The sequence below is a fragment of the Kitasatospora sp. GAS204B genome, assembly GCF_029892155.1.
Classification (GTDB): Bacteria; Actinomycetota; Actinomycetes; order Streptomycetales; family Streptomycetaceae; genus Kitasatospora.
On record NZ_JARZAG010000035.1, the window covers coordinates 16,767 to 43,013 of the forward strand.

19 protein-coding genes are annotated in these 26,247 nt (G+C 73.0%); 10 read left to right on the plus strand and 9 right to left on the minus strand.

The features are described 5' to 3' along the window. Positions 1–33: 33 nt before the first annotated feature. Positions 34–645 carry a TetR family transcriptional regulator gene (locus P3T41_RS32800; RefSeq protein ID WP_280694246.1) on the minus strand — a complete coding sequence of 204 codons (612 nt, stop codon included), beginning with the start codon at positions 643–645 and terminating at the stop codon, positions 34–36. Positions 646–742: 97 nt separating this feature from the next. On the opposite strand from P3T41_RS32800, the gene P3T41_RS32805 reads away from it, so the two are divergent. Continuing rightward, positions 743–1,582: an oxidoreductase gene (locus P3T41_RS32805; protein WP_280694247.1), complete on the plus strand. Its 840-nt coding sequence runs from the start codon at positions 743–745 to the stop codon at positions 1,580–1,582. Positions 1,583–1,629: 47 nt separating this feature from the next. On the opposite strand, the gene P3T41_RS32810 is transcribed toward P3T41_RS32805, so the two are convergent. Further along, positions 1,630–2,535, minus strand: coding sequence for an AraC family transcriptional regulator (locus tag P3T41_RS32810; protein WP_280694248.1), 906 nt, complete (start codon positions 2,533–2,535; stop codon positions 1,630–1,632). A 139-nt stretch (positions 2,536–2,674) separates the two neighbouring features. Here P3T41_RS32810 and P3T41_RS32815 point away from each other — a divergent pair, with 139 nt between their 5' ends. Then, the gene (locus P3T41_RS32815) at positions 2,675–3,055 is read left to right on the plus strand and encodes a nuclear transport factor 2 family protein (protein WP_280694249.1); all 381 of its coding nucleotides are present in this window, start codon (positions 2,675–2,677) and stop codon (positions 3,053–3,055) included. 33 nt (positions 3,056–3,088) lie between these two features. Here P3T41_RS32815 and P3T41_RS32820 read toward each other — a convergent pair whose 3' ends face one another. The 3 genes from P3T41_RS32820 to P3T41_RS32830 all read right to left on the minus strand — a co-directional run bounded on the left by P3T41_RS32820 (position 3,089) and on the right by P3T41_RS32830 (position 6,848). Further along, a complete protein-coding gene (locus P3T41_RS32820) occupies positions 3,089–4,183 on the minus strand; it encodes a M20 family metallopeptidase (protein WP_280694288.1) in 1,095 nt (364 codons plus the stop codon). Between the two features lie 174 nt (positions 4,184–4,357). Next, entirely contained in the window at positions 4,358–5,278 is a 921-nt protein-coding gene (locus tag P3T41_RS32825) for an alpha/beta fold hydrolase (protein WP_280694250.1), read from the minus strand. 205 nt (positions 5,279–5,483) lie between these two features. Beyond that, positions 5,484–6,848 carry a ricin-type beta-trefoil lectin domain protein gene (locus P3T41_RS32830; RefSeq protein ID WP_280694251.1) on the minus strand — a complete coding sequence of 455 codons (1,365 nt, stop codon included), beginning with the start codon at positions 6,846–6,848 and terminating at the stop codon, positions 5,484–5,486. A gap of 331 nt (positions 6,849–7,179) precedes the next feature. On the opposite strand from P3T41_RS32830, the gene P3T41_RS32835 reads away from it, so the two are divergent. The 5 genes from P3T41_RS32835 (at position 7,180) to P3T41_RS32855 (ending at position 18,397) form a co-directional block, all read left to right on the plus strand. Next, entirely contained in the window at positions 7,180–11,862 is a 4,683-nt protein-coding gene (locus P3T41_RS32835) for a choice-of-anchor D domain-containing protein (RefSeq protein WP_280694252.1), read from the plus strand. Positions 11,863–12,125: 263 nt separating this feature from the next. Next, entirely contained in the window at positions 12,126–14,894 is a 2,769-nt protein-coding gene (locus P3T41_RS32840; RefSeq protein ID WP_280694255.1) for a glycosyltransferase family 2 protein, read from the plus strand. Beyond that, a complete protein-coding gene (locus P3T41_RS32845) occupies positions 14,895–16,475 on the plus strand; it encodes a glycosyltransferase family 39 protein (protein WP_280694257.1) in 1,581 nt (526 codons plus the stop codon). 87 nt (positions 16,476–16,562) lie between these two features. Further along, positions 16,563–17,261 (plus strand): alpha/beta hydrolase, encoded by a 699-nt coding sequence (locus tag P3T41_RS32850; RefSeq protein ID WP_280694258.1) that lies wholly within the window; start codon positions 16,563–16,565, stop codon positions 17,259–17,261. Positions 17,262–17,401: 140 nt separating this feature from the next. After that, entirely contained in the window at positions 17,402–18,397 is a 996-nt protein-coding gene (locus P3T41_RS32855) for an alpha/beta hydrolase (protein WP_280694259.1), read from the plus strand. A 21-nt stretch (positions 18,398–18,418) separates the two neighbouring features. On the opposite strand, the gene P3T41_RS32860 is transcribed toward P3T41_RS32855, so the two are convergent. Further along, positions 18,419–19,081: a DUF998 domain-containing protein gene (locus tag P3T41_RS32860; RefSeq protein ID WP_280694260.1), complete on the minus strand. Its 663-nt coding sequence runs from the start codon at positions 19,079–19,081 to the stop codon at positions 18,419–18,421. A gap of 190 nt (positions 19,082–19,271) precedes the next feature. Between P3T41_RS32860 and P3T41_RS32865 the strand changes: the two genes are divergently transcribed. The 3 genes from P3T41_RS32865 (at position 19,272) to cydB (ending at position 22,905) form a co-directional block, all read left to right on the plus strand. Then, a complete protein-coding gene (locus tag P3T41_RS32865) occupies positions 19,272–20,297 on the plus strand; it encodes an alcohol dehydrogenase catalytic domain-containing protein (RefSeq protein WP_280694261.1) in 1,026 nt (341 codons plus the stop codon). 179 nt (positions 20,298–20,476) lie between these two features. Next, on the plus strand, positions 20,477–21,859 hold the full coding sequence (locus tag P3T41_RS32870; protein WP_280694262.1) for a cytochrome ubiquinol oxidase subunit I: 1,383 nt from the start codon (positions 20,477–20,479) through the stop codon (positions 21,857–21,859). Between the two features lie 26 nt (positions 21,860–21,885). Next, positions 21,886–22,905 (plus strand): cytochrome d ubiquinol oxidase subunit II, encoded by a 1,020-nt coding sequence (gene cydB / locus P3T41_RS32875; protein ID WP_280694263.1) that lies wholly within the window; start codon positions 21,886–21,888, stop codon positions 22,903–22,905. A gap of 3 nt (positions 22,906–22,908) precedes the next feature. Here the strand turns inward: cydB and P3T41_RS32880 are convergent, their stop codons facing one another. From P3T41_RS32880 to P3T41_RS32890, 3 genes are all read right to left on the minus strand, one after another. After that, entirely contained in the window at positions 22,909–24,684 is a 1,776-nt protein-coding gene (locus P3T41_RS32880) for a cation:proton antiporter (RefSeq protein WP_280694264.1), read from the minus strand. Then, positions 24,681–25,178, minus strand: coding sequence for a gluconokinase (locus P3T41_RS32885; RefSeq protein WP_280694289.1), 498 nt, complete (start codon positions 25,176–25,178; stop codon positions 24,681–24,683). Before P3T41_RS32885 ends, P3T41_RS32880 begins: the two co-directional genes overlap by 4 nt. Before the next feature lie 62 nt (positions 25,179–25,240). After that, on the minus strand, positions 25,241–26,191 hold the full coding sequence (locus tag P3T41_RS32890; RefSeq protein WP_280694265.1) for a DUF389 domain-containing protein: 951 nt from the start codon (positions 26,189–26,191) through the stop codon (positions 25,241–25,243). Between the last annotated feature and the right edge of the window lie 56 nt (positions 26,192–26,247).

Here is a 26,247-nt window from a genome sequence, read left to right on the forward strand (position 1 = left end):
GCACGCGCGGCAGCCGCGGCGGGCGCCCGTGCCTCAGGGGTTTGCTGTCGCAGGGCCGTCGGCGGTGAGGCGCCGGACCGCTTCGACCACCGCGGTGCGGTGGCGGTGGGCCTGCTCGACTCCGTGCTCGCTGCCGGCCACGGGGCTGGTGGGCATCCAGGCATTGGTGAGGGCGAGGGTGAAGACGAGCAGGTCCTCGGGTGTGAAGGCCGGGGTCAGCAGGCCGTCGGCCTGCGCCCGGGTGATCGCGTCCGCCTTGCGTCGCATGGAGGCGCTCAGCTCCGGCGGCTCGTGACCGGTGCCCGCGCGTTCGAGGCGGTTCCAGGTGGCCAGCCGCAGTTGGTGGGGGTTGGCGAGCAGGAAGTCGAACAGGCGTCCCGCGTAGCCCGGCAGGTCCTCGGGCGTGAACGGTACCTCGTCGAGGACGCGGGTGACGTGTGCGTCCATGACGGCGTCGAACAGCTGCTCCTTGTTGCCGAAGTGCGTGTAGATCAGGGCCTTGTTCGCCTTCGCTGCGGCGCCTATCCGGTCCACCCGGGCACCGGCGATGCCGCGGGCCGCGAACTCCTCCGTCGCGGCCTGCAGCAGGCGGGCCTTGGTGGCCTCGGCATCTCGGATCCGGGTGGCGGGCTGGTGCTGGGGCATGGTCCCAGCATAGGTAAACAACTGTTTATTTGACAGCGATCGCGGGCAGGTGCACTTTGTAAATGAACGTTTAGTTATCAGGAAGTGGAGACACCTCATGACCAAGACCTGGCTCATCACCGGCAGCTCCCGCGGCTTCGGCCGGGCGCTCGCCCACCACGTCCTCGCCAACGGCGACCACGTCGTGGCCACCGCCCGCCGCCCCGAACAGCTCAAGGACCTCGCCGACCGCCACGGCGACCGGGTCCGCACCATCGCCCTCGACGTCACCGACCCGGCTGCCGCACGGGCCGCCGTCCAGGCGGCCGTGGACGCGTTCGGCCGGCTCGACGTCGTCGTCAACAACGCCGGCTACGCCAACACCGCCCCGATCGAGGACATCCCGGAGGAGGACTTCCGGGCCCAGATCGAGACGAACCTGTTCGGCGTCGTCAACGTCACCAAGGCCGCCCTTCCCGTGCTGCGCGAGCAGGGCTCCGGCCACTTCCTCCAGTTCTCCTCCATCGGCGGGCGGGTGGGCGGATCGCCGGGCCTGGGCGCCTACCAGACCGCGAAGTTCGCCGTCGAAGGCTTCTCGGAGGTCCTCAACGCCGAGGTCAAGCCGCTGGGCATCAAGGTCACCATCATCGAGCCCGGCGGCTTCCGCACCGACTGGGGCGGCGCGTCCATGACCGCACTGCCCGTAAGCCCGCACTACGACCAGACCGTCGGCGCGATGAACCGCTACCGCGAGGAGACCGCCGCCACCTGGCCGGGCGACCCCGCCCGCGCCGCCAAGATCATCACCGACATCACCGACCTCGAAGAACCGCCGCTGCGCCTGCTGCTCGGTGCCGGAGCCGTCGAGATGGCCGCCGCCTCCTCCGCGAGCCGCGCCGCCGAAGCCGAACGGTGGGCCGACGTCAGCCGCGCCGCCGACTTCCCCCGGGGCGAATAGCCGGCGTCGCGCGCCCGGCAAGATCCGTAAGAGAGGCTCTGGCCCTCTCACCGTTGAGCGCGGCGGAACTCGCCCGGGGCGCGGCCGGTCTCGCGGGCGAAGAACTTGCCGAAGTTGGTGGCCTCGGTGAAGCCGAGCGCGCGGCCGATCGCGGCCACGGGCAGGTCGGTGTGGGCGAGCAGCCGCTGCGCCTGCAGGGCGACGCGGGCGTCGGCGAGTTGCTTGGCGCTGCGGCCGGTGGCGGCCAGGCACGCGCGGGTCAGGGTTCGCGGGGAGTAGCCGAGCCGCGCGGCGTACTCCTCGACGGAACGGGTGGTGGCGAAGGAACCTTCCAGCTCACGCCGGAAGGCGAGGTACACCTCGGCGCCGGGCGCGGCGGGGCCGGGGCGTCCGGCCGGGTCCGCGAGGCGCGCCAGGCGGATGAGCAGGGCGCCGAGGAGCTGGCGCAGCAGCGCTGCGGTGAGCTCGACGTCGGTGTCGGCGGGCGGTGTCGTGTGAACCGTCCGGTATTCCGCTTCCAGCTCCGTCACGGCGCGATCGAACGTGGCGAACTCGTCCGGCGGGAGAGGCCAGGCGACCGGGCCGAATCCGTCGAGCACCTCGCTTGTGGCGGGCAGCGGCGGCGGGAAGTCGGCGGTGAACAGCAGCAGGACGGCATCGAGGTCCGCGGGGCGGCCGTCCGTGCCGTACGGCAGGCGCTGCACCTGACCGGGCCGCAGGTGCAGCAGCGTGCCGCGGGCGCACGGGTACGTGACGAAATCGACCATCGCGGTGCCCTCGCCGCCGCGCACCAGCATGAGCTGGTGGAAGTCGAGCCGGCTCGGCCGGCGGGCCACCGAGCCCTTCAGGCGCAGCTTCAGCGCATCGAAGGTCAGCACCTCGACGCCGGTGTGCAACCGGTCGGGATTGTCGTAGGCGATGTCGATGACATCGTGCTGTCCACTTTCGACCATCTCGAGTCCCGACTCTACCTCGTCCGGACGGCGGCCGCGGGGGCATCGTGGAATCACGGCCGAACGGCGAGCGGCCACACCGGGCACCGCGCCGACGAGCCGTCACCACCACCCCTTCGTGAAGTAAGGACCCTTCACCATGTCCCCTGTCATCACCGACCCCGCGAAGCTGCCGATCCTGTTCCAGGACGCCCTGAACGCCGGCGACGTCGACGGCGTGCTGGCCCTGTTCGCCCCAGGCGCCGGCATGCGCACGGTGACCGGCGAGCACCTCACCGGCGCCGAGGCGCTGCGTGCGGAGATCGGCGGAACCGTTGCTGCCCACGGCAAGCTGACGAACGTTTCGCGGCACACGCTCGTCGGCGCGGAAACCGCCCTCCTGGTCACCGACTGGACCATGGAGATCGACGGCCCCGACGGCGAACGGATCGCCCCGACCGGCACCACCGCCAACATCGCCCGCCAAGGCGCCGACGGCGGCTGGCACTTCACCCTCCTCAACCCGCTCGGCACCGCCTGAGCGCGCGCACCGGTCGCGGACGCCCGCGTCCCCCTACGGGTTCCGAATCGCGTTCACCAGTCCCGCGACCAGGTTCGCCCGCTCCGCCATCGCCTCGATCACCAGGTACTCGTGGTCGGCGTGCGCACCACCGCCGACCGCGCCCAGGCCGTCGAGTGTCGGCACCCCCAGGGCGGCCGTGAAGTTGCCGTCGCTGCCGCCGCCGACTGCCTTGCCTTCGAGGCCCGGCAGCAACCGCTTCGCGAGCGCGAAGAGTTCAGCCGATGCCGACTCGGGCATCGGGGGTCGGCCGACAGCTCCCTGGACCGCGATCTCCGCCTCGTCGAGGTGCGGGGCCAGCGCCGCGAACGCGGATTCGATGCGTTCCTTCTCGTCGGCCGACTCGACCCGGACGTCGACGAGGATGGTCGCGGCTGCGGGCACGACGTTGTCCAGGGTTCCCGCGGAGGCGACGGTCGGGGTGACGGTGGTGCCGATCTCGGGGCGGCCGAGCGCTGCGATCTCCAGTATCTGGTGAGCCGCTTCGATCAGGGCGTTGACGCCGGCCGCGGGCTCGAGACCGGCGTGCGACGCCCTTCCGGTGATGGAGACTTGGAACGTGCCGCAGCCTTTACGGCCGGTCTTCAGGGCTCCGCCGTCCGCCGCGCCCTCGAACACGAGGACGGCGCCGCAGGCAAGCGCCCGTTCTTCGATCAGAGCGCGAGAGGAGCGGGAGCCGACCTCTTCGTCGGCGGTCACCAGGATCTCGACGCCCGACCGGTCGTCGAGCGTCGCCAGGCCGTGGACGGCCTGCACCAAGCCGCCGAGCATGTCGAAGACCCCGGGGCCGGTGGCGTGCCCGTCCTCGACCTTGAACGGGCGGCGTCGAACGGTACCGAGCGGGAACACCGTGTCGTGGTGACCGAGGATCAGCACTCTGGGGGCGCCGCCGGCCGACCAGTGGACGTGCGGGCCGGCCTCGCTCTCGACGAGGACGGCCTGCCCGCCCAGGCGGCGCTCGATGACGGCGGCGACAGCCTTCGCCGATACCGTCAAGGCGTCGAGATCGCGGGACGGAGACTCGATCTCGACGAGTGTCCTGAGATCCTCGATCATCGCTTCGACGCTCACGCCGATGGTCCTGTGCATCGTCACGCGGCAAGGGTACTTCGTACGCCGCGCCGGATTTCGCCGAGGCCGGGGACGGCCGAGAGATCCCGACCGTCGAGGCGCCCCTGAACGAGCACAACGGCCCGAGCGGCACATGGCGCAGATGACTCCAAGTCATGGATCAAGTCACAGAGGCAGTCGCCAGGACGCAGCTCAGCCGGTGGCGAAGGCCCGCCGGAAGTGCTCGACGCCGGCCGTGACCGCGGCCTCCACCTGAGCCCGGCCGTCGTAGAAGTCGAACCGGGTGCCCTTCAGCCACAGCAGCTCGCCGCCCGACCGCAGCTCGCCGTGGAACCGCCGCACGCCCTCGGGCAGCGGCACGTCCTCGCCCTGCACCACCAGGGTGGGCGCGCCGATCCGCCCCGCGTGCGCGATCGGGTCGAAGGCCAGCAAGTCCGCCCAGGCCAGCACCGCGAAGCGGTTCGACCACTCGGGCACCGCGCCACGAGCGGGATCCAGGTAGTAGTCGAACGGCCCGTACATCGCCGCGGCGGGATCCGTCTCGCTGACCGCCGGGACGTAGCGCACCTGACCGGTCGTCACGTACTCGTCCCGAGCCGCGGCCGCCGCCGCCAGCCGCTCGCGGACCACGTCGGGGCTGCCTTGGACCGCCTCCGCCGGCCCCGCGTCGTGCCACCAGGGCACCACCAGGGCCAGCGCGCCGACCAGCGGATCGCTCGCCGCCGCCACCGCCGCGTAGCCGCCGCCCGCACCCACTCCCAGCAACGCCACCTGCCCCGGGTCCACCAGGCGGTGGCCGCACAGGAAGCGCACCGCCGCCGCCAGATCCGCCACCTTGCGCGCCGGGAGCTCCGCATCCCGGGGCCCTCCGCCGGAGCCGGAGCCCCCGAAACCCGTGAAATCGAACGCCAAGGCGCGCACCCCCCGCTCCGCCAGACACCGCGCGTATAAGCCGGCCGTCTGCTCCTTCACGGTGGTCCACGAACCCGCCACCACCACGCCCGGGCCCCGCACCTCGACCCCGCCGGCCGGTACGGGGTGGTAGAGGTCGCCCACCAACTCCGCACCCGCGCTCGGGAAGGTCACGCGCTCCCGGCGAACAGACCCTGCCATGAACATCTCCTCAGATCGTCAGCACATCAGAATCACCGGCGGCCGCCCGGGGACCTCGCCCCGCACGATCCAACAAGCTTGGTGACTCTCCGTCAATGTTGCTGTCAATCCGAGTCGGCCGGCGTACCGCCGGCTTCCCCAGCCGGTAGCGGTGGTTCGACGGGCGGGCCGCCAGGGGGCTCCCCCCGGCGGCCCGCCCAGCGCCTCAGGAGGGCAGGTGCCACACCTGGTTGGCGCCGCCCGTGCAGTCCCAGATCTGTACCTGGGTGCCCGGCGTGGTGGACCATCCGGTGTCGTCCAGGCACCTGTTGGACTGCGGGTTGTACAACGACCCGTTGGACTGCGGTATCCAGACCTGCGAGCCGGTGTTGTTGCAGTCGTAGAGGTCCACCGCGGTACCGTTCGCGGTACCGCCCCCGTTCACGTCCAGGCACTTGCCCAGCACGTGCAGGGTGCTGCCGGCCTGGACCACCGTCCACTGCTGGGCGGCGCTGCTGTTGCAGGTGTAGACCTGCACCGGGTTGTAGTTGGCGGTGGAGGCCGAGCGGTCGTCCAGGCACAGGCCGCCGTAGCCGGTGATCGCCGAACCGCCACCACCGCTGCCGCCACCGGTGGTGGTGTAGGCCGCGACGTACCCGACGCTCATCGTCGCGCCCGAACTGGTCGAGCCGTTGGGCGTGGTGCAGCCGCAGACGCCGTTGGGGAAGCCGCCCCCGATGGCCAGGTCGAAGATGATCGAGAGGTTGTGGTCGAAGGCCTGCTGCCAGGTGGCCGTGCCGACCTGACCCTCCGTCACGCTGAAGTACTGGTTGCCGTCGAGGTACCAGGTGATCGACTCGGCGGCGGTGTTGGTGCGGTCCAGGATCACCGTGTAGGTGTGGTAGCCGCTCTGGCAGCCCGGGCAGGCCTTCAGGCCGCTGCCGATGCCGTTGCCCTCGTTGCAGGGGCCGCCCGGATACGTACCGCAGTGGATGGTGCCGGCGACGTCGGAGAGGGCGTTGACGTCCTCCATGATGTCGACCTCACCGTTCTCGGGCCACTGGCCCGGGCCCAGCATCCAGAACGCCGGCCAGTAGCCCAGCCCGCTGCCCGGGTTGGGCTGCATGATCGACGCCGTGACCTCCAGCTTGCCACCGGCCGGCGCGCCGACGTTCGCGCTCGGCGTCTGGATCCGGCCCGAGGTCCAGTTGCCGCCGTTGTTCAGGGCGGTGATGTTCAGGTGGCCGTTGCCGTCGAGCGAGACGTTGGCGGTCGAGTTGGTCATGGTCTCGATCTCACCGGTGCCGAAGTTCGAGCCCGGGCCGGTGTCGTAGATCCAGTTGGCCCCGGACGGCGGCGATCCGGCCGAGCCCGAGAAGTCGTCGCTGAACACCGTCGTCCATCCCGCCGGCGGCCCGGGGACGGTCGTGGCGGTGGCGGCCGGCGCGTGGGTCATCAGCGCGAGGAGCAGGGCCAGGATCGCCGGCAGCGCGAACCGGCGACCGGATCGGGCCGATCGGCCGGGTCGGGCGAGTCGGGTGAAGAAGTGAACGCGCCGGGCGGAGTGCCGGCGTGGAAGGTCACGGGTCATCTGCGGCTCCCGACAGAAGGGGGGCGCGGGCCCGGCGGACGAGGTGGGAGCCGGTCCCGCGGTGCGGAGCTACTGGAATCATCCCATCGCGTGCTGAGCTGACGTTCATTCAACTCCTGTACTTGTCAAAGCGTCAAGATGTCGGAGAGGCGTTCCGCCACGTCACTTCATGAACGCGGCTTTCCTGGGCGAACCGGTTGTGACGATCGCGTGCGGACAGAATCCGCATAACCGCCATGACTACCTCACCAGACCGATAATCTGACCGTTCGTGAGGTGGTAACCCGCCACCTCACCTGTGTTCATGGTGTGTTGCAGGGGGTGGGGGCTGGTGGGGACCGTTCTGCGTGCCCGAAGGGGCCTGGCGTCGCGTCGACTGGCGGTGCTGCTGGTCGTCGCGCTGGCGGTGGCGTTGCTCGGGTTGACGGGTGGCCGCGCCGGCGCCGATGTCACGACGGCGTCGACGGACTCGCTGCGCACCGGCTGGGATCCCAACGAGCCCGGGCTGGGTCCGAGCTCGGTGCAGTCCTCGGACTTCGGGCAGCTCTTCGCCACCCAGCTGGACGGGCAGGTCTACGCCCAACCGCTCTCCGTCCACGGGACGGTCATCGCGAACACCGAGACGGACAAGGTGTACGGGCTCGACCCGGTGAACGGCACCGTCAAGTGGACCCGCGATCTCGGGCCGACCTGGCCCTCCTCGGCGATCAACTGCGGTGACCTGGCGCCGAACGTCGGCTCCACCTCGACGCCGGTCTACGACCCGGCGACCAACGCCGTCTACCTCACCACCAAGGTGAACGACGGCCCGGACGTGCAGCACCCGCACTGGTACCTGCACGCGCTCGACCCGGCCACGGGAGCCGAACGGCCCGGCTGGCCGGTCACCATCGCCGGTGCGCCGAGCAACGACCCGAGCGGGGCGTTCGACCCGTACCGGCAGATGCAGCGTCCGGGCCTGCTACTGCTCGGTGGCGTGGTGTACGCGGCGTTCGGCTCGCACTGCGACTTCGGCCCGTACCGGGGCTACGTGGTGGGGGTGAGCACCGGCAAGGCGGCGGTCTCCTCGATGTGGGCCAGCGAGGTCGGCTCGAGCAACGACGGCGGCGGCATCTGGCTGTCCGGCGGCGGGCTGGTCTCGGACGGGCCGGGGCGGATCTTCCTGGCCACCGGGAACGGCATCAACCCGCCGCCCGGGCCCGGCCTGACCCCGCCCGGCGGCACCCCGCCGGGCACGCTCTCCGAGTCGGTGGTCCGGCTCCAGGTGAACAGCGACCAGAGCCTGTCCACCGCCGACTTCTTCAGCCCGGCGAACGCGCCGACCCTCGACCAGAACGACACCGACATGGCGTCCGGCGGGCCGATGGCACTGCCGGACAGCTTCGGCACGCCCGCGCACCCGCACCTGCTGGTCCAGCAGGGCAAGGACGGGCGGGTCTTCCTGCTCGACCGCGACAACCTCGGGGGCCGCTCGCAGGGCCCGGGCGGCACCGACGCGGTGGTCGGTGTCACCGGCCCGTACCAGGGGCAGTGGGGGCACCCGGCGGTCTGGGGCGGCGACGGCGGCTACGTGTACCTGGTCGGCAACGGCGGGCCGCTGCGCGCGCTCAAGGCCGGGGTGACCGGCGCCGGCACGCCCGCGCTGTCGCTCACCGGGACCAGCAAGGACACCTTCCCGTACACCAGCGGCTCGCCGGTGGTGACTTCGGACGGCACCACCTCGGGCAGCGCGCTCGTCTGGGCGGTCTGGTCGAGCGGGCCCAGCGGCGACAACGCGACGCTGCGCGCCTACAACCCGGTCCCGGACGCCAACGGCACCCTGCAGCTGGTCTGGTCGGCGCCGATCGGCACGGCGGTCAAGTTCACCACCCCGGCCACCGACGGCAACCGGATCTACGTCGGCACCCGGGACGGCCGGCTGCTCGCCTTCGGCCGTCCGGCGCAGACCTCGCTCAACGGGCAGCCGGTCGAGTTCGGCAACACCGCCGTGGGCGGCACCGCGAGCGGCACCGCCACCCTGACGGCGAGCAGCGCCGTGACGGTGACCGGGGTCACCGCCGGGTCGCCGTTCGGCGTCACCGCGCCGACGCTGCCGCTCGCCCTGACGGCGGGTCAGCAGCTCGCGCTGCCGGTCTCCTTCGCGCCCACCGCCGCCGGCGCGCTGAGCGGCCAGCTGACCGTCACCACCACCGCCGGCAGCTTCCTGCTCAGCCTGCACGGCGTCGGCACCAAGCCGGGGCTGGCCGCCTTCCCCGGCGCGGCGGCCTTCACCGACCAGCCCAGCGGGACCAACGCCACCGTCAACGTCCAGGTGACCAACACCGGCACGGCCGCCGAGACGATCGGCGCCGCCACGCTGCCGGCCGCGCCGTTCACCGTCACCGGCGTGCCCGCGGCCGGGACGGCGGTGGCGCCCGGCAGTTCGTTCGTCGCCTCGGTGACGTACGCACCCACCGCCGCCGGCACCGACACGGGCGCGCTGACGGTCACCAGCACCTCGGGCACCCTGACCGTCCCGATCAGCGGCACCGCCACCGCCGGGCAGGGGCACTTGACCTTCAGCCCGCCCTCGCTCTCCTTCGGCAACGTCGCGGTGGGCGGCTCCGCGACCGCGAGCTTCGACATCACCAACACCGGGAACGTGCCGGTGACCATCACCAAGGCGAAGGCGCCGAACTCCGACTTCACCAGCGCCACCCCGCTCGCCGAGGGCCTGGTGATCGGTCCCGACCAGGTGGTCCACCAGTCGGTGACCTTCACCCCGAGCGTGCCGGGCGTCCAGAACGCGGCCTACGAGGTGACCGGGGACGCCGGGCAGGGCGCCATGCTGGAGCAGCTGACCGGCACCGGCACCGGCACGCTCCCGGCGCCGGCCGCCGGCCGGTGGAGCGCCAACGGCACCGCCACGCTGCCCGGCGGCGGCGCCATCCAGCTGAACGGGCCGACCAACCAGTCGGCGGGCTCCGCGTTCTTCGTCGACCCGCTGCCCACCGACGGCCTCAAGGCGGGCTTCACCGCGCAGCTCGGCCCGGGCACCGGCGGTGACGGCCTGACCTTCAGCCTGCTCGACGCGAGCAAGGCGAGCTCGGCCGGACTCGGCGTGACCGGCGGCGGCCTGGGCTTCTCCGGGTTGACCGGCGTCTCGGTCGACCTGGTCACCTCCTGGAACGGGCAGGCCGGCTCGGGCAACTTCGTCGGGATCGCCGTCGGCCCCAACAGCGGCGCCGACAACCTCCACTACCTCGCCACCGCCCCGCTGCCCGCCCCGCTGCGCACCGGCACCCACCAGGTGGCCGTCGCGGTCACCGGCGGGCATCTGACGGTCAGCGTGGACGGCACCGCCTACCTGGACAGCACCCCGGCGCTGCCCGCCACCGCGTACGCCGGCTTCACCAGCGGCACCGGTGCGAGCGCGGACGCGCACGCGATCAGCAACGTCACCATCAGCACCGGCACCGCACCGGCCGGCCCCGCGCTCAAGGCGGCGGCCGGGTCGCTGGACTTCGGGACCGTGCCCACCGGGAACACCGCCGACCTGACGCTCCAGCTCACCAACAGCGGCAGCGCGCCGGCCGCCGTCACGGCCGTCACCGTGCCCGGCGTGCCGTTCAGCGCCACCCTGCCGGCCACCGGGACCAGCGTGCCGGCCGGCGCCAGCATCCGGATCCCGGTCGGCTTCGCTCCGGCGGCGCCCGGCACGCAGACCGGCTCGCTCGCCGTGACCACCAGCGGCGGGACCACCACCGTGCCGCTGACCGGCACCGGCGGCGCGGTGGCGCCGGCCGGCCAGGTGCTGCCGGCGACCACCGACGCCGCCTGGGTGCGCAACGGCTCGGCCGCACTGAGCGGCACCGATCTGCTGCTCACCAGGGCGGGCGGCGGCTACGGCGCCGGCTCCTCGTTCTACCCCATCGCCGTGCCCTCCGCCGGGCTGCACGCCGGCTTCACCGCCGAACTCGACGGTGGCAGCGGCGCGGACGGGCTGACCTTCGCGCTGCTCGACCCGGTGGCCGGCTCGGCGAGCGCGCTGGGCAGCGCGGGCGGCGGGCTCGGCTTCGCCGGGCTGCCCGGCGTCTCGGTCGACCTGGTCACCTCCTGGAGCGGCCAGGCGAACTCGGGCAACTTCGTCGGGATCGCGGGCTCGACGGCCGGCGCCACCGGCGACCTGGGCTACACGGCGACCGATGCCGCCGTGCCCTCGCTGCGCGCCACCCCGCACGCGGTCACGGTCGACTACACGCAGGCCGGCCACCTGGTGGTCCAGCTGGACGGCGCCCAAGTGCTGGACACCGCCGTCCAGTTGCCGCCCAACGTACTGGTCGGCTTCACCGCGGCCAACGGCGGCAGCGACGACAACCACCTCGTCAGAGCCGTCTCGATCACCGCCGGCCAGCCGCTCACCCACACCCTGCCGGCCTTCACCGACCCGAGCTGGCAGGCCAACGGCACGGCGACCACGGCCGGCACGGTGGCCACGCTCACCGCGGACGGGCAGAAGTTCGCGGCCGGCTCGGTGGTCGACAGCACTCCGGTGCCCTCGGCCGGGCTGCACGCCACCTTCACCGAGCAGCTCGGCGGCGCCGGCAGCACCGGCGCGGACGGGCTAACCCTGGCGCTGCTCGACCCGGCCGGGGCCGGTGCCAACTCGCTCGGGGCGACGGGCGGTTCGCTGGGCGTCGGCGGGCTGCCCGCGACCTACGTCGGCTTCCAGACCTATCCCGGCGGCGGCGTGGACTCCTACAACTTCGCCTCGATCGGCAGCACCGCTGCGGCCTCCACGGCGCTGACGACGCTGCGGTCCACCACCGCGATCGGCGCGCTGCGCGGCGCGAGCCACACCGTGGACGTGCGGGTCACCCCCGCCGGGCACCTGGTGGTCTCCCTCGACGGCGCCCAGATCATGGACGCCGCCGTCACGCTGCCGCCCATGGTGCTGGTCGCCTTCACGGGCGGCGCGGGCGGGTTGTGCGACAACCACGTGGTGAGCAGCCCGACGGTGAGCTATCAGGCCTGAGCGTTAATTCGATGTGACATTCAGATTTACATGCACATGACGCCCCATCAGGTAGCACCATGGTGCACGGGGGCAACGGAACGTCACGAGGGCCCTGGGGGGCTTTCGAAGGGGGCAGCTGTGCGGACAGCACCAGCAGGGCGGCCGCGCGCCGCGCGGGCGCAGGCCGGATCAGGTCGGACCGTCAGGGCGCACCGGTGCGCCGTTCAGGAGGAGCGCTCGGCGGCGCCCGGGCGCCGCCGTGGGAGCGAGGGACGCGCGCGGTGACCTCGATCCTGGACACACCGCCCGCGCGCAGCGCGAGCGAACTCGGCTCGTACGAGACCACCCACCCGCCCACCGCCTACCGCGAGCCGGGTCGGCTGGCGCTCTGGGGCGGGCGCGTCGCACTGGCCGGCGGCGGTGCGGGCATCGCGTGGTACCAGCCGGGGCCGCTGCTGCCGCTGGCCACCCTGTTGCTCGGCGTCTGCCTGGCCTGGGTCGGCGGCTGGCACGGCCGCAACCTGCGGCTGATAGCGCTTGCGCTGGCCGTCTACGTGAGCGCCGTCGACTACCTCTCCTGGCGGCTGTCGGTCCTCTCCTGGTCCGGCTGGTGGATCGGCCTGCCACTGTTCCTCGCCGAACTGCACGCCGCCGTCCACACCGTGGGCCTGCACGTCACCATCTGGCCGCGCCGCCCCGAACCGGCCCGGCTGGACCAACTCCCCTGCCGCCAGCCGATCTTCGTCTTCGTGCCGACGGTGGACGAAGGCACCGAGATCGTCGGCGAGACGCTGGCCGGCATCCTGGCCGCCCGCGACCGCTATCTCGCCGAACACCCGCACGCCACCATCACGGTGGTGGTCTGCAACGACGGCGGCGTGGCCGGCGCCGCCTGCAGCGAGGCGGTCGTCGCGCTCTGCGAGCGGCTCGGCGTGGTCTGCGTGACCCGCACCACGGGCGGCGGCGCCAAGGCCGGCAACATCGAGCACGCCCGCCAACTGCTGGGCGCCATCGGGGATGCGCTGCTGGTGGTCTTCGATGCCGACCAGATCCCGCGCGAGGAGTTCTTCCTGCGCACGCTGGCCCCGCTGGCGGACGCCCGGGTCGGCTGGGTGCAGTCGGGCCAGTTCTACGGCAACCGGGAGAATCCGGTGGCCCGGTGGGCCGACGACCAGCAGTCCCTCTTCTACCGGCTGCTCTGCCCCGGCAAGGCCCTGCACGACTCGGCGTTCATCTGCGGCACCAACGTGGTGCTGCGGGCCGCCGCCCTGGACGAGATCGGCGGCCTGCCGACCGACTCGGTCACCGAGGACTTCGCCGCCTCGATCCGGCTGGCGCCGCGCTGGCGCAGCGTCTACCTGCCCGAGGTGCTCGCCGTGGGCCTGGGCCCGGTGGACCTCGACTCCTACCTCAAGCAGCAGGAGCGCTGGGCCCGCGGCACGCTGTCGGTGCTGCGCGGCCACTGGCGCGACCTGCTGCTGCCCCGGCGCGGCGGCCTGCGCGCCCAGCAGCGCCTGCAGTACGGCCTGGCGGTCACCCACTACCTGTCGGGGGTGCGGGACCTGGTCTTCCTGCTCGCCCCCGTGCTCTACCTGCTCACCGGGGCGACCGGGGTGCGCGGCGCGACCCTCGGCGCGTTCCTCGCGCACTTCGCGCCGTACTACCTGCTGGCCACCGTGGCGTTCGCGCACGCCGCCTGGCGGACCACCAGTTGGCGCAGCATCGTGGTCGGGTTCGGCTCGTTCCCGGCGCTGCTCCGGGCCGCCTGGATGACGCTGACCGGCAACCGCGGGCGGTTCACCATCACGCCCAAGCGGCGCACCGCCGGCTCGGCCTGGCGCACCGCCCGCTGGCACCTGCTGTCGCTGGCGGCCTGCGGCCTCGCGCTGGTGCTGGCCGTCACGCTGCACCGCCAACCGGCCTACTACCTGGCCGCGTTCTGGCTGGCGTACCTGTGCGTGCTGATCGTGGCGCACCTGTCGCTGGTCCGCCAGGACGTGCGGGCCGCCGCCCGCCCGGCCGCCGCGCTGCCGGCGGTGCGGGTGGTGCGCGGCGAGGGGCCGTCCTCGCGCGGCCGCACGCCTCGCCTGCCGTCCCGGGCCCGGCGGTTGCTGCCCGGCGGCCTGCTGGCCGGCGTGCTCGCCGTGGTCGCGGCAGCCACTCTGGTGCCCACGGCGGGCGGCTCCGGCGCCCCGGCCTGGCTCCCGCCGACCGCCGTTCCCGGGCATCCCCGGGTCGGTATCGGCTTGGTGACCGACCGTCAGGCCACCACCGTGTCAGGGATGTTGGGAGTCGGCCTGGGCCTGCGCGGGCGGACCGACGAGATCGACGCGCAGTTCGACAGCGGATGGGCCGGCTCGGTCAGCGCCGCCGGCGGCGTGCCCTGGCTGACGCTGGTGCTCTCACGCCACGGGCAGCCGGACCTCGACTCCTCGCTGACCGCCGTGGCCAACGGCGTCGACGACGTGGCGCTGCGGCGCTGGGCCCGGGGGATCGCCGAGTACGGCAAGCCCGTCTACCTCACCGTGCTGCCGGAGGCGGACCGCAACTACGCCGCCAGCTCGGCGGTCGCCCGCGGCGGCATCCCGCAGGACGTGCGGCCCGCCTGGAGCCGGATCCAGCGGATCTTCCACGACGCGGGGGCGCGCAACGTCGGCTGGGTCTGGGGCCCGGCCGACCCGGCCCACGACCAGCCCTACACCCCGCCGGCGCCGGCCGTCGACGCGGTCGCGGTGACCCTCTTCGAGTACCCGGGGACGGCCTGGGCCGACCCGGCGGCCGCGCTGGCCGGCGCCGCCGCGGCGCACCCGGGCAAGCCGCTGCTGATCGACGTCAGCGTGGCGGGCCCGCCCGAGCAGCGGGCCGCCTGGCTGGACGGGCTCGGCGCCGCCGTGGCCACCCGCCGGGACGTGGCCGGCGTGGTCTACCAGGAGACCGGTCCCGAACTCGACCCCACCTCACAGCTCGCCCGGCGCTGGTCGCTGAGCGCGGACCCGCTGACCACCGAAGCCGCCGGCCGGCTGCTGCGCACCATCGCCGGAGGCTCCTGAGTGACCGTCACCATCCCTGCCCAGGCCCACCGTTCGGGGCCTGCGGGCGGACTCCGCAGCGCGCTCGCCCGCCCCTGGACCGGTCCCGGCTGGGCTCCCGTGCGCACCCGCATCCCGCTCTTCGGCCTGCTGATGCTGCAGGCCGCACTCAGCCTGCGCCTGGGCAACAGCGCCTTCCAGGACGAGTCGCTCTACCTCTACGCCGGCCATCGGGAGATCGCCCAACTCCTGCACCACACCCCGACCTTCGACAACTACTCGGCCTACTTCTCCGGCGCCCCGTTCCTCTATCCGGTACTGGGCGCGCTCGCCGACCAGCTGGGCGGGCTCGCCGCGGCCCGGGCCGTCAGCCTGCTCTTCATGCTGGCCACCACCGGCCTGCTGCACGCGCTGACCCGGCGACTGTTCGGCCGGCAGGCCGCGCTGCTGGCCGCCGCCGTCTTCGCGGTGACCGGCCCGACCCTCTTCCTGGGGCACCTGGCCACCTACGACGCGATGGCGCTCTTCCTGCTGGCGCTGGCCTCCTGGACGGCGGTGCGCACGGCGAGCCTGCCCGCGCTCAGCGCCGCCCTGGTCGCCCCGCCGCTGGTGCTGGCCGCGTTCACCAAGTACGCCGCGCTGCTCTACCTGCCCACCGTGATCGCGCTGGCCGTGCTGGCCGCCGTCCCCGACCGCGGCCGCCGGCACGGCCTGCTGCGCGGCACGATCGTGGTCGCCGCCGCGGCGGGCTGCGGGTACGGCCTGCTCGGCCTGGCCGGCCGGGCGTTCGTGGCCGGGGTACGGAGCACCACCACCGCGCGGCAGGCCGGCACCGATCCCACCGGCCTGCTGGTGCGCTTCTCGGTCGAGTACGGCGGCGCGGTGTTCCTGCCGGCCATCGTCGGCACCGTGCTGCTGGCCCGGCACCGCACCCGGACGGGCGCGCACGGCGGCGGCCGCCCGGGCCGGCTCGCGCTGGGCCTGCTGCTCACCGGCACCGCCCTGCTCGCCCCGGCCTACCAGATCCACCTGCACACCCTCACCTCGCTGCACAAGCACGTCGGGTACGGGCTCTTCTTCGCCGCGCCGATGGCCGGCTACGCGCTCTCCCGGCTGCTCGGCTCCCGGCTGCGCGACCCGCGCCGGCTGGGCCTGGCGCTGGCCGCCTGCCTGGCGGTGGCGGGCCTCGGCATCCAGCAGTCGGCGGACCTGTTCCGGCAGTGGCCCGACGCGAGCGGACTGGTCCAGGTGCTGCGCGCCCAGGTCCGGCCGACCACCGGGCGCTACCTGGCCGAGGAGTCCGAGGTGCCGCGGTACTACCTGCGCGACCTGGTCCAGCCGTACCAGTGGTCGGGCACCTACTTCTTCGAGTACACCGACCAGCAGGGGCGGCACTACAGCGGTGCGCCCGCTTACCGGGCCGCGATCGCCGACCGCTACTTCGACCTGATCGTGCTCCGGTACGGACCGACCGCCGCACTGGACCGGCAGATCGACGGGGATCTGACGGCCGGGCGCGGGTACCAGCTGATCGCCACGGTCCCGGCGGAGAGCGGGTACGGCACGGGGACGTGGTTCGTCTGGCGCGCTGTGGCGGAGTGAGACGGGGCGAGGCGGGGCGCGGCGGCGTGGCCGGCACTCGATGTCGGTGCGGCCGAGTACGGTGGCAGGCGCTGAAGGAGGTTGACCATGGCCATCCACGTCCTCGTCCCGGGTGCCGACGGCCGCGCCTGGTACTGGCACCGCCTCGTGCCCGAACTGCGCGCCAGGGGCCACGAGACGGTCACCATGGACCTGCCCGACGAGGACTCGGCCGGCCTGGCCGAGTTCGCCGACGCGATCTGCGAGGCCGTCCAGGTCACGGTCGGCGAACGCGCCGGGCAGCAGCGGCTCGTCGTGGTCGCCCAGTCGCTCGGCGGCTTCTCCGCGCCGCTGGTCTGCGGGCGGCTGCCCGTCGACGAGCTGGTGCTGGTGAACGCCATGGTGCCGGTGAGCGGTGAGAGCGCCGGGCAGTGGTGGGAGAACACCGGCCAGCCGCAGGCCAGAGCCGCGTACGCCGCCGCCTCGGGCCGGGATCCTGACGCACCGTTCGACGTGCGCGCCGACTTCTTCCACGATGTCCCGCGCGAGCTGACGGAGCAGGCGTTCGCGGCGCAGCCGCCCCCGCCGCCCCCCTCGGCGCTCTTCGCCGAGCCCTGGCCGCTGCCCCGGTGGCCCGAGGTCCCGACCCGGTTCCTCCAGGGCCGCGAGGACCGTTTCTTCCCGCTGGAGTTCCAGCGCCGGGTGGTGCGCGAGCGGCTGGGACTGGACCTCGAGGAGCTGCCCGGCGGACACCTGGTCGCGCTCAGCCGTCCACGGGAGCTCGCTGAGCTGCTGCTGTCGACGTAGGGGTCAGGCCGGTTTGCCGAAACGGCAACAAAGCTCCGTCGCCCCGGACCGTCCCCGGCATGATCGACAGCGAGCCGCCGAACGCGGCCCGGCCGGTGCCCTCCCAGGCACGCGGCAGGTCGAGAACCCAGGAGGACCGCATGTCACAGCAGGCCACAGGCTCGCAGCAGGCCACCGCCGCCACCCATCGGCTGGTCGCCTCGCCCGCCGGGCGGATCCACCTGGTGGAGCAGGGCACCGGGCCGCTGGTCCTGCTCGTGCACGGGTTCCCGGAGTCCTGGTACTCCTGGCGGCGGCAGCTGCCTGCGCTGGCCGCCGCCGGATACCGCGCGGTCGCCATCGATGTCCGCGGCTACGGGCGCTCCAGCAAGCCGACCGACCCGGCCGCCTACCGGATGCTCGACCTGGTCGAGGACAACGCCGCGGTGGTGCACGCCCTGGGTGAGCGGTCCGCGGTGATCATCGGCCACGACTGGGGCGCCACCATCGCCGCCCACTGCGCCCTGCTCAGGCCGGACGTCTTCCACGCGGTGGGGCTGCTCAGCGTCCCCTACGCCCCGCCGGGCGGACCGAAGCCCAGCGAGGTCTTCGCGCAGATGGGCGGCGACGAGGAGTTCTACGTCTCCTATTTCCAGCAGCCGGGCCGCGCCGAGGCCGAGATCGAACCCGATGTGCGCGGTTGGCTCGCGGGCTTCTACGCCGCCCTGTCCGCCGACACCATGCCCGGACCGGACGCCCCCTCCCCGCACTTCGTCCGCCGGGGCCGGACCCTGCGCGACCGGTTCCCCACCGGCCGACTGCCCAGCTGGCTCACCGAGCACGATCTCGACGTCTACGCCGGGGAGTTCGAGCGCACCGGCATGACCGGCGCCCTGGCCCGCTACCGGAGCATGGACCGGGACTGGGCAGACCTCGCCGACTTCGCCGGCGCCCCCGTCCCCCAGCCCGCTCTCTTCGTCGGCGGCGGCCTGGACGCCTCCACCACCTGGCTGGCCGACGCGATCTCGGCCTTCCCCACCACCCTGCCAGGCCTGCGCGCCGCCCACCTCCTCGAGGGCTGCGGCCACTGGATCCAGCAGGAACGCCCCGCCGAGCTCAACCGGCTGCTGACCGAGTGGCTCGCGTCCCTGGCCTGATGCCCGGGCCCACCGCCACGCTCACCGCCGCCCCGGTCGCCGGGGGTCGAGCGACTCCTTCCCCCCGCCTGAGCGCATCCCGACCGCCCCGGCGGGGGCCCCGTAGGCGCAGGAGACCACCACGATGAACGGCCAGCACGACTGAGTGGTGGTCAACACCCGTTCCACCGCCCCGGCGGGGCCGTGACCGCGCAGCGCGATCAGGAACCAGGCCGCTCCGGCCAGCATCGACCCGGACACCAGCAGGGCCGGCACGGGCCTGAGAGCCCATGGGCGGATGCCGCCCGGCTGGGAGCGGAGGCCTACGGCCAGCCAGGGCCAGACCGAGAGCAGCGCGAAGCCCAGCCCCACCACCACCCCGTGCCGCAGCGACCCGCCGCTCAGCGGTGGCGGGAAGAGCGCCACCAGGATCGAGCAGACTCCCCCGCCGGCCAGCGCGATGCGGCCGAGGAGCGCGGCGGGGCGCAGCCCGAGCGCCGTGACCAGGTGGCAGACCCCGAGCGCCGCGAGCCCGCCCACGATCAGCCAGCGGTACGGGGCTCCGTCCGCCTCCAGCGAGCTGATGGTCTGGGCGGCCGGGTCGTACCCGGGTCCGCGCAGCAGGCCCGCCAGCACCCAGCCGCCGATCAGGACCGCGGGCGCGCAGACGGAGGACAGCACAGCCCACCACGGAATGACTCGCACCCGCCCACCGTAGATCGCGATCGCCGGTCGGCCACTCGCACACGCTGGCGGTACGCGTCTCCTGCGCGGCGGCGGCACCCGGCCGGTGGCAGGCGGACGCCGGGCGGACCAGAGTTGGTGGTGGGGGCGGTCAGCACCGCCCCCACCGCCAGTCCACCTCCGCTCCCCGCGTCACGGAAGGACCTCCGTCATGACCTCCACCACCACCCGCGCCATGCAGGTAGCCGAGCCCGGCACCGGTTTCACCCTGGTCCAGGTCGACACGCCGCCGCCGGGCCCGGGCCAGGTCCGGGTCGACGTCGAGGCGTGCGGCATCTGCCACTCCGACGCGATGATCACCGGCGGCTACCTCCCCGGCACCACGTTCCCGGTGACCACCGGCCATGAGATCGCCGGGCGGATCGAGTCGATCGGCGCGGGGGTCACGGGCTGGGCGGTCGGCGACCGGGTCGCGGTCGGCTGGTACGGCGGCAGCTGCGGGCACTGCGACGCCTGCCGTGAGGGAGACGGGATCAACTGCCCCGAGGTGCGGATTCCCGGGGTCGCGTACCCCGGCGGGTACGCCGACCAGGTGCTGGTCCCGGCCGTCGCGCTGGCCCGGATCCCGGACGGGCTGACCGCTGTCGAGGCGGCGCCGCTGGCCTGCGCCGGTGTCACGACGTACAACGCGCTGCGCCGCAGTTCGGCCCGCGCCGGGGACGTCGTGGCGATCCTCGGCCTGGGCGGGCTGGGGCATCTCGGTGTGCAGTTCGCGGCCCGGATGGGGTTCGTGACGGTGGCCATCGCGCGCGGCGCGGACAAGGCGCCGCTCGCCCACCAGCTGGGCGCCGCCCACTACATCGACAGCACCACTGAGGATGTCGCGAAGGCGCTGCAGCGGCTCGGTGGTGCGAAGGTCGTCCTCGCCACGGTCACCAACAGCGCCGCGATGGCCGCCACCGTCGACGGGCTGGCCCGGCGCGGCGAGCTGGTCATCGCGGGCGCCACCACCGACCCGCTGCCGATCAGCGGCCTGCAGCTGATCGGGGGAAGCCGGAGGATCCAGGGCCACGCCTCCGGCATCGCCACGGACACCGAGGCGACGCTGCGCTTCGCCGCCCAGACCGGCATCCGCCCGTGGACCGAGGAGGCACCGCTGGAAGAGGCGGCGGCGGCGTTCGAGAAGATGCTGTCCGGCGCGGCCCGCTTCCGGATGGTCCTCACCACCGGCAGGTGAATCGGCGCCCGGCCTTCGACGAGCGGCTGCCCCAGACTCCCTGACGGTCCGTCAGGGAGTCTGGGGCATGGGCCGACCGGCCCAATCGCGGAGCGCCTGCGGACGATGTCCGCAGGCCCCGTGATTGAGTGCGGCCGAGGGGCGGCACGGCCCCCGACGTCATCCTGATCGGGAGCAGCATGAGTCAGCTCGACCTCGCCCGGTTGCAGTTCGCGATGACGTCGATCTACCACTTCCTCTTCGTCCCGGTGACCATCGGCCTGGGGTTTCTGACCGCGTTGCTGCAGACCGCGTGGCACCGCTCCGGTCGGGCGGACCACCTGCGGCTCACCCGGTTCTTCGGGACCCTGCTGGTGATCAACATCGCGGTCGGCGTGGTGACGGGCCTGGTGCAGGAGTTCCAGTTCGGCATGGACTGGTCGGGCTACTCGCGCACCGTGGGGGACGTGTTCGGCGCCCCGCTGGCGATGGAGGGGCTGGCCGCGTTCTTCCTGGAGTCGACGTTCCTCGGGCTCTGGCTGTTCGGCTGGGACCGGCTGCCCAAGCGCGTGCACCTGGCCACGATCTGGGCGGTGGCGCTGGGCGGGGCGCTGTCGGCGGCTTTCATCATGGCGGCGAACTCGTGGATGCAGCGCCCGGTCGGCTACGCCATCAACTCCGCCACGGGGCGTCCCCAACTGAACGACGTCTGGGCGCTGTTCACCAACCCGGTCTTCCTGCGCGGGTATCTGCACGTCCTGCTGGCCTCGCTGGTCACCGGGGCGGTCGTCATGCTGGCCGTCTCGGCCTGGCAACTGCGCAAGGGGAGCACCCCGGAGGTGTTCGGCGCGTCGGCGCGGCTGGCGCTCTTCGTGCTGGTGCCCGCGCTCATGCTGGCGATGCTGGTCGGCAGCGAGCTGGGCGTGACCGAGGGCAAGTACCAGCCGATGAAGATCGCGGGTGCGGAAGCCCAGTGGACCACCTGCCAGCCCTGCTCGTTCTCGCTGATCCAGGTCGGCGGCGGCAAGAACGACCAGACGCCGACGAAGATCGTCGCCGTGCCGCACCTGCTCTCGCTCCTCGCCACCAACCACTGGAACGGAAAGGTCCTCGGACTCGACCAGGTCCAGAGCCAGTACCAGCAGCAGTACGGACCGGGCGACTACGTACCGAACATCTTCATCCAGTACTGGTCGATGCGGGTGATGGCCTACCTCGCGGTCGTGGTGCTCCTGGTCGGCCTCTGGGGTCTGTGGCTGGTCCGCAGGGGCACGCTCGGCACCTCCCGCTGGTTCCAGCGGGCCGCGGTCTGGGTGGTCGTGCTCCCCTTCCTGATGAACACCGCGGGCTGGCTGCTCACCGAGAACGGCCGGCAGCCGTGGATCGTGCAGGGCCTCCAGCTCACCAGGAACGGGGTCTCCCCGTCGATCAGCACCAGCACGGTCGCGATCAGCATCCTGGTCTTCTTCCTCCTCTACGCCGCACTGGCGGTGGTGGAGGCGATCCTGATGACGCGTTACGCACGCATGGAGCCGGCCCCGCCGCCGGCCGAGGACGCGTCCGTCCCCGCCCTGACCTACTGAGTCCCCGTCACCTCCGAGGTTGCGCGATGCCACTCGCCACGTTCTGGTTCATCCTCGTCGCGGTTCTGTGGGCGGGCTTCTTCGTCCTGGAGGGCTTCGACCTCGGCGTCGGCATGCTGCACATGCTGGTGGCCCGCGACGAGCCGGGCCGGCGCGCGGCGATCAACACGATCGGGCCGCTGTGGGACGGCAACGAGGTGTGGCTCATCGTCGCCGCGGCGGCCATGTTCGCCGCGTTCCCCGACTGGTACGCGACGATGTTCTCCGCCCTCTACCTCGCGCTGGTCCTGCTGCTGGTGGGGCTGATCGTGCGCGGCGTGTCCTTCGAGTTCCGCGGCAAGGTCGACAACCCCCGCTGGCGGCGCACCTGGGACCTGCTGCTGACCTGCGGGAGCGTGCTGGTTCCGTTTCTCACCGGGATCGCGCTGGGCGACCTGCTGCACGGCCTGCCGATCGGGCAGGACCGCGAGTTCAGCGGTTCCTTCGGCGATCTGTTCCCGCCGTACGCCGTCTTCACGGGGATCACCCTGGTCCTGCTCTGCCTGCTGCACGGGGCCACCTTCATCGCCCTCAAGACCACCGGCGGCGTGCGGAGTCGGGCGTCCCTGCTGGCCCGCCGCCTCGCACCCTTCACGGCGCTGGCGGTGCTGGCCTTCCTCCCCTGGACGCACACCACGGCGGGCAAGGGCGTGCTGCCGGACATCATCCAGCTGCTCGCGGCCCTCGCCGTGCTGGCCGCCGCCTGGCTGGTGCTCGGCAGGCACGACGGGTGGGCCTTCGTCGCCACGACCTGCACGATGGCCACCACCATCCTGTCGATCTTCACGAACCTCTACCCCCGGGTCATGGTCTCCAGCACCAACCCGGCGTACAGCCTGACCGTGGACAACAGCGCGTCGGGGAACTACACGCTGAAGGTCATGAGCATCGTCGCGATCGTCCTGTTCCCGGTCGTCCTCGCCTACCAGAGCTGGACCTACCACGTGTTCCGCCTGCGGGTCTCGCCCGACCAGTTCAGCGTCCCGAGCGAGCCGACGCCCGAGTGAGCGTCAGGCGGACGGTGCGCGCCCGTCGCCCGCCGGTCCGAGCAGCACGAGGTGGTCACCCGTCCGCGGCACGGGCGTGGCGCCCTCGGTGACGGGGTCCAGCCGACCGTCGTCGCGGACCACGAACAGCAGGTCGTGCCCGGCCGGGAGCGCGGCGGCCACCGGCAGGACGACGATGGCCGCCCCCCGCGCGTACCGGTCGCTCAGCGCGGACCGGGTCAGCCCCGCGCCGAACAGGATGTCGCCGCCCAGGAACGGAGCCACCACACCGTGGCTGTCCGGCGGCGGCCCGGTCCGGTAGACCGCGCTCTCGGCACTGCCCCGCAGGATCTCCGCCGCCAGCGCGTTGAAGTCGTCCTCGGCCGTGAGCAGCAGCACCGCGGTGATGCCGGCCAGCTCGGCGCCCTGACCGGCGGCGGCCGCCAGCAGCTCGCCCGGCGCCACCTCGATCCCGGCTCGCTCGATGCGCTCACGCTGCTGTTCGGGGCCGGCCCACATCAGGACTTCGAGGCCCGCGGCCCGCAGCGCCAGCCCCAGGTCCACCGCCCAGGGTTCGGCACCGACCAGCAGCGGCCGGGACCGGGCGGAGCGCAGGACACCCAGGCGCCGCGCGACCGGAGCCGCGGTCAGCCCGTACAGCGTCACGGTGGCGACGATGACCACGAAGGTGGCCGGGAGGATCTTCGCGGCACCGCCGATCCCCCGGTCGACCAGGCTCGCCGAGAAGGTGGAGGCGGTCGCCGCGGCGACGATGCCGCGCGGCGCCATCCAGCCGACGAAGCCGCGCTCCCCTTTGGACAGGTCGGTGCCGAGCGCGGACACGGCCGACACCAGCGGTCTGACCACGAGCACCAGGACGGCGCTCAGGGCGAGGGCGGGCAGCAGCACGTGCTGCAGCGAGTGCGGGGTCACGGTGGCCGAGATCGAGACGAACAGCACCCCGAGGATCAGGCTGACCAGGGTCTCGAAGAACGCCCGCCGCACCGGCTCGTCGAAGCTCCGCAGATTGGCGACGGCGAGCCCCATCACGACCGCGGCGATGAGCCCCGAGTCGTCCCGGATCACATCGCAGGCCGCCGCCACGCCGACCACCACCGCGAGCTGCGCCGTGGTGCCGAGCAGCTCCCCGAGTCCGATCCTGCGCAACAGCACCCACAGCACCGCCGTGCCGACCAGGCCCCCGGCCACCCCGACGGCCGCGCTGCCCAGGAAGTGCAGTGCCCCGCTGCCGACCTGACGGCCGGTGCTCGCATCGACCGCATGGAAGACCAGCGCGCCCAGGACGCCGCCGACCGGGTCGATCAGCGATCCCTCCCAGATCAGGATGTGCTGCAGCCGGTCCTTCGGGCGCACGAAGCTCAGCAGCGGCCCCACCACGGTCGGCCCGGACACCACCAGGATCACCCCGAGCATCAGCGACGCCCGGCCGTCCATCCCGAGCAGCGGCCCCGCCAGGAGCGTGACGACCACCCAGCTGAGCAGCACGCCGATCCAGATCAGCCGGACCACCACCTGCCGGGTGTGCCCCTTGAGCCGCGCCAGGTCGAGCCCGAGGCCGGCGTCGTAGAGGATCACCGCCACGGCGAGCGAGACCAGTGGCGAGAAGGCCGCGCCCAGCAGCCGCTGGGGGTTGACGTCACCGGTCGCCGCGCCGGCCGCGAAGCCGACCGGCAGCAGCACGATGAGCGCGGGGATGCGCAGCAGGCTCGCCAGGATCTGCGAGCCGACCGCGAGCACCAGGATCAGCCCGGCACCGATGAGCACCTGGTTCGTCGTCATGTCGTGGCTCCGGGCTCGGCGCCGAGCGCCGCGAGCGCCCGGTCGACGGTCTGCTCCGGGGTGCCCGCGAGCGGCACCACGGCGGCGTGCTCGTCCGGCGCCGGCTCCTCGAGCTCGTCGAACTGGCTCTCCAGCAGGCGGGCCGGGAAGAAGTGACCGCGCCGGGCGGCCAGGCGCGCGGCGATGACTTCGCGGCTGCCTTGCAGATACAGCAACCGGACCTGCGGCCGGCCGTCCCGCAGCCGGTCCCGGTACGAGCGCTTCAGTGCCGAGCAGGCCAGCACGCCCGAGCCGCCCTGCCGGATCCGCTGGTCCAGCCAGTCGGCGAGGGAGGCGAGCCAGGGCTGCCGGTCCTGGTCGCCGAGCGGACGGCCGGCAGCCATCTCCGCGCGGGCGTGGGCCGAGTGGAAGTCGTCCCCCTCGGCGAACGGCAGCCCGAGCCGGGCGGCCAGCAGCGCGCCCACCGTGCTCTTGCCCGAGCCGGACACGCCCATGACCACGATGATGACCGGCCGCGCCGTGGACTCCCGGCGCTCGCCCGTCACCGCAGCCCCGGTCACCGGCGGGAACGGCCGGCCCGCAGGCCGATCCGCCGCCAGACCGCACGCTGGAACCTGAGGGCGAGCACACCCACCAGGATCAGCACGACGATGTTGACCAGCAGTTGCACCAGCGAGCCGCGGGCCTCGCGCCAGCTCTCGAACGCGCTGGAGACGCCGATGTCGGCGGCCGCCGGGATCGTGGTGACCGAGATGAACACGCCCAGCAGGGCGCCCGTCCTGGCCTGCGTCAGCGACATGATCCCGACGACGCCGGCCAGGAACGCCACGGCCACCGAGAAGAAGTCGGGCGTGTTGATGAGGTTGGAGACCGGCCGGATGCCCAGCGTGAAGGCCTTGGACTGGAAGCCGAAGCCCCGGATCACCAGCGAGAACAGGAAGGTCACGACGATGGCGAGCAGGAAGCCGACCAGCAGGGCCAGCAGCCCTTGCCGGACCCGCGCCCCGCTCCCCTGGTCGATTCCCAGCGCGACACTGGCGATCGCGCCGTACTCGGGCCCGACCACCATCGCCGCCACGATCAGGATCTGGGAGTTGGTGACGATCCCCACCGAGCCGATGAGGCCCGCGATGATCAGATAGAGGTAGAAACTCGGCCGATAGGTCCCCTCGGCGCGGATCCGGGCCTCCACGAGCTCCCACACCGGCTCGTGTGCCAGCGGCCCGAGCCGCCGGGTCTCCGCTGCCGCGGCGATGCCGGAGTAGGCCATCTCGACCGACTCGATCACCAGCGCGCCCCGGCGCTCCACCTGCAACGCGCGCAGGCCGCGCAGCACGTCGTTGGCCGCCCCGGCCAGGACGTCGCACTCGACGGCGTCACCGTCCGGACTGCGCACCACGCCCGGCAGCGCGACGAGGTCGAAGACGTGGCGGTTACCGGCGAGCGTCCCGACCACCTGCTCGGTGAGGTCCGGTGGACTCACCAGCCGGATGTGGACCATCTCCATTCGGACCTCCGTACCGCAGGGACCACCCTGGCCCAGTAACACCGCAGTAGCCGTGG

What these genes read in the sequence shown, in the direction of transcription:
- P3T41_RS32800 (WP_280694246.1), bottom strand. Translation starts at nt 645, where the DNA reads ATGCCCCAGCACCAGCCCGCCACCCGGATCCGAGATGCCGAGGCCACC.
- P3T41_RS32805 (WP_280694247.1), top strand. Translation starts at nt 743, where the DNA reads ATGACCAAGACCTGGCTCATCACCGGCAGCTCCCGCGGCTTCGGCCGG.
- P3T41_RS32810 (WP_280694248.1), bottom strand. Translation starts at nt 2,535, where the DNA reads ATGGTCGAAAGTGGACAGCACGATGTCATCGACATCGCCTACGACAAT.
- P3T41_RS32815 (WP_280694249.1), top strand. Translation starts at nt 2,675, where the DNA reads ATGTCCCCTGTCATCACCGACCCCGCGAAGCTGCCGATCCTGTTCCAG.
- P3T41_RS32820 (WP_280694288.1), bottom strand. Translation starts at nt 4,183, where the DNA reads ATGCACAGGACCATCGGCGTGAGCGTCGAAGCGATGATCGAGGATCTC.
- P3T41_RS32825 (WP_280694250.1), bottom strand. Translation starts at nt 5,278, where the DNA reads ATGGCAGGGTCTGTTCGCCGGGAGCGCGTGACCTTCCCGAGCGCGGGT.
- P3T41_RS32830 (WP_280694251.1), bottom strand. Translation starts at nt 6,848, where the DNA reads ATGACCCGTGACCTTCCACGCCGGCACTCCGCCCGGCGCGTTCACTTC.
- P3T41_RS32850 (WP_280694258.1), top strand. Translation starts at nt 16,563, where the DNA reads ATGGCCATCCACGTCCTCGTCCCGGGTGCCGACGGCCGCGCCTGGTAC.
- P3T41_RS32855 (WP_280694259.1), top strand. Translation starts at nt 17,402, where the DNA reads ATGTCACAGCAGGCCACAGGCTCGCAGCAGGCCACCGCCGCCACCCAT.
- P3T41_RS32865 (WP_280694261.1), top strand. Translation starts at nt 19,272, where the DNA reads ATGACCTCCACCACCACCCGCGCCATGCAGGTAGCCGAGCCCGGCACC.
- P3T41_RS32870 (WP_280694262.1), top strand. Translation starts at nt 20,477, where the DNA reads ATGAGTCAGCTCGACCTCGCCCGGTTGCAGTTCGCGATGACGTCGATC.
- cydB (WP_280694263.1), top strand. Translation starts at nt 21,886, where the DNA reads ATGCCACTCGCCACGTTCTGGTTCATCCTCGTCGCGGTTCTGTGGGCG.
- P3T41_RS32880 (WP_280694264.1), bottom strand. Translation starts at nt 24,684, where the DNA reads ATGACGACGAACCAGGTGCTCATCGGTGCCGGGCTGATCCTGGTGCTC.
- P3T41_RS32885 (WP_280694289.1), bottom strand. Translation starts at nt 25,178, where the DNA reads ATGGGCGTGTCCGGCTCGGGCAAGAGCACGGTGGGCGCGCTGCTGGCC.
- P3T41_RS32890 (WP_280694265.1), bottom strand. Translation starts at nt 26,191, where the DNA reads ATGGAGATGGTCCACATCCGGCTGGTGAGTCCACCGGACCTCACCGAG.